This is a genomic window from Candidatus Enterococcus myersii (assembly GCF_017316025.1).
Taxonomy (GTDB): domain Bacteria; phylum Bacillota; class Bacilli; order Lactobacillales; family Enterococcaceae; genus Enterococcus_C; species Enterococcus_C montenegrensis.
In genome coordinates, this window is the sequence record NZ_JAFLVT010000026.1 from 1 (window position 1) to 5,109 (window position 5,109).

At 32.4% G+C, this 5,109-nt stretch carries 6 protein-coding genes and 1 pseudogene; 2 read left to right on the forward strand and 5 right to left on the reverse strand.

From position 1 onward, the window contains the following. Positions 1–319: 319 nt before the first annotated feature. On the reverse strand, positions 320–694 hold the full coding sequence (locus JZO76_RS14045) for a hypothetical protein (protein WP_206905887.1): 375 nt from the start codon (positions 692–694) through the stop codon (positions 320–322). Positions 695–844: 150 nt separating this feature from the next. Here JZO76_RS14045 and JZO76_RS14050 point away from each other — a divergent pair, with 150 nt between their 5' ends. Together JZO76_RS14050 and JZO76_RS14055 are read left to right on the forward strand one after the other, a co-directional pair. Then, a complete protein-coding gene (locus JZO76_RS14050; protein ID WP_268991020.1) occupies positions 845–1,387 on the forward strand; it encodes a DUF2179 domain-containing protein in 543 nt (180 codons plus the stop codon). 152 nt (positions 1,388–1,539) lie between these two features. Next, positions 1,540–2,133: a hypothetical protein gene (locus JZO76_RS14055; protein ID WP_206905889.1), complete on the forward strand. Its 594-nt coding sequence runs from the start codon at positions 1,540–1,542 to the stop codon at positions 2,131–2,133. A gap of 207 nt (positions 2,134–2,340) precedes the next feature. Here the strand turns inward: JZO76_RS14055 and JZO76_RS14060 are convergent, their stop codons facing one another. The 4 genes and pseudogenes from JZO76_RS14060 to pflA form a co-directional block, all read right to left on the reverse strand. After that, positions 2,341–2,784 carry a hypothetical protein gene (locus tag JZO76_RS14060; RefSeq protein WP_206905890.1) on the reverse strand — a complete coding sequence of 148 codons (444 nt, stop codon included), beginning with the start codon at positions 2,782–2,784 and terminating at the stop codon, positions 2,341–2,343. Between the two features lie 266 nt (positions 2,785–3,050). Next, a complete protein-coding gene (locus JZO76_RS14065) occupies positions 3,051–3,869 on the reverse strand; it encodes a DUF1803 domain-containing protein (protein WP_206905898.1) in 819 nt (272 codons plus the stop codon). Positions 3,870–3,992: 123 nt separating this feature from the next. Continuing rightward, complete coding sequence (locus JZO76_RS14070) at positions 3,993–4,922, reverse strand: manganese-dependent inorganic pyrophosphatase (RefSeq protein ID WP_206905892.1); 930 nt, start codon at positions 4,920–4,922, stop codon at positions 3,993–3,995. Between the two features lie 98 nt (positions 4,923–5,020). Next, a pseudogene (gene pflA, locus JZO76_RS14075) lies at positions 5,021–5,109 on the reverse strand (pyruvate formate lyase 1-activating protein); the annotation flags it as partial.

Sequence of the window (5,109 nt, forward strand, 5' to 3'; positions counted from 1 at the left end):
TATTGACTCAAATCCACTATTTCGTAACAGTTAAACCACTTAAAATATAAAGCGTTTACACCATTATTGATGAATGCGATAACAATAGTGATGTATAAGTGATATTTACTTTAAAATATTTTTGCACAATAAAAAATAAAAATTATATAACTAAATCCGAACATTCTAAAAGATGACGGAATTTTATATGAGACAACAATGAGCATTATTGTTTAAAAATGTTGTGATTTTTAGCAAACAAAAAGGCACTTGATTTTAAAAAAATCAAGTGCTTAAAAATAATTTATTATTTAGAGATTTACCAATTATAAAAAATCGTTTACAACATCGCAAGTTTATGATAGCTAACTATCCCACATTGAAATAAACCCATCATAGCTAAAAATATGCGAATGGTAAGCGGCAAGTATGGGATAATTAAAGCCAGTGACAATAAGATGATTCCTTGTATAAATGAGTATGAATGACAAAACGGTAAAAAGAACCGCAACGCCACAAATGCAAAAAAACTACTAACAGAAATCAAGATGAATTTGAAAAAGACCACTAACAGATGATCAAAAGCAGGATGGTAACGTAAAGCATCTTCCACTGTAAAAAGCGTTTCGGGATTAATCAAAAGTAAATAAATTGAATAATAAAGACCAAAAAATATCATCAAACCATGACTTGCTAATAAAAGACGTCGCGTCATTTCCTCACCTCCCACATTCCATAACAACCGTTCTATATAACAATTGTAATCTATTTTTAATATTTTTGCAATAATATTCTATTTTGATTAGTCTTTCAATTGTAATTTCTGAATTTGTAGTGTATTTTGGAGCAATAAGGGGGTTTTTAATTGGATTTCAAATTATTATTTATGATCTTTGCTATTAATTTTGCCTATATCACCCTGAATACGCTCCGCTTTATGTTAACAATGAAGGGTTATCGTGTCATTGCACCACTTGTGAGTATGGTTGAAATTACGATTTATATTTTAGGACTTTCAATGGTTTTAGATCGTCTGGATGATCCTATCAACTTATTCGTATACGCACTCGGTTATGCTGTTGGGATTAGTGTTGGGATTAAAATAGAAGATAAACTGGCTTTAGGCTATATTATGGTTACAGCTATCCTGCCTTCAAATACCAGTGAAGAAAATCATTTACCTAAAGTTTTACGCGACAATGGCTATGGCGTTACGCAAAGTAATGCACAAGGTTTAGAAGGTGAACGTGTTGTGCTTGAGATTTTATCACCACGAAAAAATGAGCGCCAACTTTATCAATTAATCAAAAGTGTGGAAGAACGTGCTTTTATTATCTCCTATGAGCCAAAATACATTTCTGGTGGTTTCTGGACCAAAAAAGTTCGTAAAAGACAACTACGGCAATAAGAAAACACCGCTAATTTGCTAGTCCTTTGTTTAGCAAATTGGCGGTGTCTTTTTTCATATTAAATTAATGAAACTTTCTTTTTATGAGAAACATTCGACATTTACTTATTATTTTGTTATTATTGAACAGAAGAACTGTTTGGAGAGAGTATATGTCAAATTTAAAATTATTAAAATATCTTACGGTAGTTTGTGGGTTTATCGCTACGATTCTTTTTGTGTCAACATTTTGTATCGATTACGTAGTTGATACCCTTGCGATTAAATTATCGTTAAATGCATTGGGCGAAAGTAGTAACCTAGGGAGCTTCTTTAATCACCTCCTTATTTTATTTACAGTTATCTTTAGCGGACTGCTTTATTACTACTGTAGGAAAACAGAAAAGACTGAATTTAAAGAAGCCACAATTTTTTATTTTATTGCTTTTTCAATTTTATTTCTACGTACGTTTCTTCCTACTGGGAATATTCATTCGTTTTTCTATCTTTTAGCAACTGGCATTCAAATACTAACGACTTTGATGGCACTATTCTTCTTTTTAATTGCCTTTTTAAACCGGAAGTACCCTTTTAGCTTTGCGGTCTTAATGGCCATTGATATTCTAATTTATTTGGTCAGTGTTCTTTACAGTGTTTTACTTGCTGATTTTTCGTTACCTAATTTAGGAAGCCTTATTGCCGCAACAATTAACATTACTTTTTTTAGTATTTTCTTTATGAGCGCACCAATAAAAATACACGCATAACAAATAAAAGATGACGGAATTCTAGATTCCGTCATCTTTTATTTGTGTAGTGCCGCTGTATAAATCAACAGAAAAACACTCGTTAAAAATTAACTATAGCCCTAGTCTTGATAACTCACAAAAAATATCAGGTAGAATTCTAATACTAAGCTGAAAAAGAATAAAAAATTACAAAAAAAAGAAGCGATTGCTCACTTCCTAATAACTCTATTTTTCTACCCATAACTCTTTTATGACACCATTTGTATAAACTTTATATAAAGATTCAACTTTACGTTTTGGACTTGTTGCCACGATTAGATAGAACTTTCCATTGGCATCAAAATCTAATTCTCCTACAACTTTGTATAAGCACGGTTGGTTGTCATACTTCGCATTATCTAATAAATATTTAACCGCCTGTGCCCCAGTTACGATAAAGTTATTTTCCACCAACCAATCAACCACGATCGGAACAATTGTCTGTGCGCCAAGCTCTTGTTTTTGCTGAATCGCTAAAATGATTTCACCGTCAGAAAAATGATTTTCATCAATTTGATTAGCTTTCAATTCAGCTCGTGCAGCCTCTACTTCTGCCATCGAAATAAATTGAATCATCGAACCACTTACTACCGGTTTACTTTTTACATACTCTTTTTTGATCTTCTCCATCCAGAAGCCCCCCTGATTCATTCTATAATAATAATATCATCTTATTATTAGAAATTCAACATATATTATTATTATTTTTTTAATTTAAAGATATTTAAATTAATCGGGTAATTCTGTTAGGTGTAAAAAAATCAATAATATAAAATATTAACGTAACATTTTAGGATTATCTTCGCGTCTATTGCGATTTAATTAGCTTTAAAAAAACAAATAAGTATTTTTTGTTACAAATAAAATAAATTTGTTTTCTCATCTTATTTTCATCATTATCCTTTAAGAATAATAAATTGTAAAAAATCCATTTCTTTAAAATCCAAAAACCGCGTAAATAATAACTGCCATTTAAAAACATCATCGGCTAAAGAAATTACCTGTTCACCATAATGATCAAAAATTGGTACTGCCAGCTGTAAATTGTCACTGTCATCAATCGCTAAAATATCGGTCATCACTAGTGCTTGCCTAAAAATAGACGGACGCACTTTCTTCTTTTGATAAGTCCTTTGAATAATATAAGAAAATTGATCAAGCGCATAATTTAGCTCCACATCACCTAATAAGGCATATAAAGAGTTTTCTTCTGTCAACTCACTTTTCTTTAAAGCATTAAAATAGCCAGGCAATGTAGTCGTCTGATCTTTTAACTGACAACTTATTAAGTGCAATTTCTCATTTTCTAGTTTTGTAGCAGTTGCAAATGAAATCGCGTCAGTAACCCCATAAAAATAATCTTGTTCTAAAAGATTGTTAAAATAATTTAACGCCGTCAATACGTTCTGATCACTTTCTTTTTTTAACGTTTGTAAAGCTAACTGAAATGTTTTTTCCTCCTGAATATTAGCAACTAATGCTGGTGTAACAACAGGAAAAAGTAGTCGGTAGCGCCTATCTTTTCGTACTATTAATTGCAATTTTATTGCTGTATCAATCGTTTTTTCAAGATCATGATTGGTAATCTCTTTTTTTAAATCACGCAAAATAGCAGCTTCATGTTGAAAGAGATAGTGACAAAGCTGTTGAAAGGTGGGCTTGTGAGCCAGATTTTGATATGCTTCTTTGTGATTACCGCCATAATAAAATTTCATATTCACATAATTCCAATCTTTAAAAATATCGTTAAAGAAAAATACCCGAACAAGCACCAATCACTACCATAAAAAAGTGATGCGACCGCTTTTGCTCGGATATCATTCTAATAGTTCCTATTTTTAGGCAAATGCCTCTGTTAGTTGTGGTACAACTTGTTTTTTACGTGAAACCACACCTTTTAGTAGCGCACGATTATTTTCTAATTTTGTATTAAAAGCTGCCTCTACTTTATCCTTGGGTTCACCAATAACAAGTAACTCAGAATCACTATCTAAAATATTGGTAACAATTAAGACAAATAGATCATAACCATTTTTTTCATTTTCAACTTCCATTGCGGCTTCTAATTCTTTTTGACGATCAAAAACTTCCTTTAAATCAACGGTATTAACTTGACCAATTCGGATGTTTTTATCGCCCATTGGGAAACTTTTAGCATCAAGGTCTAATAAAACGCTAGCTGATTTATCGCTTAAGTTTGTCCCAGCTTTTAGCATCTCTAAGCCATATGCCTCATAGTCTGTTTCACAAATAGCTGCAAGTTCTTTTGCCGCAGCAACATCTTCAGGCGTGCAAGTTGGTGATTTGAATAACAACGTATCTGAGATAATTGCAGAAAGCATCATACCTGCAACAGCTTTTGGAATTTCTACTTGTGCTTCTTTATACAATTTCAAAACAATTGTACTCGTACAACCCACTGGTTCAGCACGGTAGTACAATGGATTAGCAGTTTCAAAGTTTGCAATCCGATGGTGGTCAACAACCGCTAAGATATTTGCCTCTGCAATATCAGCAGCACTTTGTTGAAATTCATTGTGGTCAACTAACATAACGTTTTCTGTATCATCTTTTACATTTGAAATTACGCGAGGTGCAGTTAGACCAAAGTGATCCAAAGCGTACTGAGTTTCTTCACTTGGTGTACCTAACGCAACTGCCTCAACTTCTTCATCACGCAATGTATTTTGCAAGTGGGCAAATGCAATCGCTGCGCCAATTGCATCAGTATCTGGGTTTTGATGACCAAAAACTAAAATTTTTGACATGTGGGACACTCCTTTAGTAATCATAGGTTTTACATTCTTCTTTATGATAGCAAAAAACAGGAAAGATTCAATCATAAATGCATCTTTCCTGTTAATTTTTAGCGCGTTAAGTACTTCATATATTCATCTGTATGCAATAGTTCTTTTGCATTTTTAACACGATTTTCAGTCGGTGGTTCAATTCCTT

Coding starts and splice junctions, on each gene's coding strand:
- JZO76_RS14070 (WP_206905892.1), bottom strand. CDS start 4,922: ATGTCAAAAATTTTAGTTTTTGGTCATCAAAACCCAGATACTGATGCA.
- JZO76_RS14065 (WP_206905898.1), bottom strand. CDS start 3,869: ATGAAATTTTATTATGGCGGTAATCACAAAGAAGCATATCAAAATCTG.
- JZO76_RS14060 (WP_206905890.1), bottom strand. CDS start 2,784: ATGGAGAAGATCAAAAAAGAGTATGTAAAAAGTAAACCGGTAGTAAGT.
- JZO76_RS14045 (WP_206905887.1), bottom strand. CDS start 694: ATGACGCGACGTCTTTTATTAGCAAGTCATGGTTTGATGATATTTTTT.
- JZO76_RS14055 (WP_206905889.1), top strand. CDS start 1,540: ATGTCAAATTTAAAATTATTAAAATATCTTACGGTAGTTTGTGGGTTT.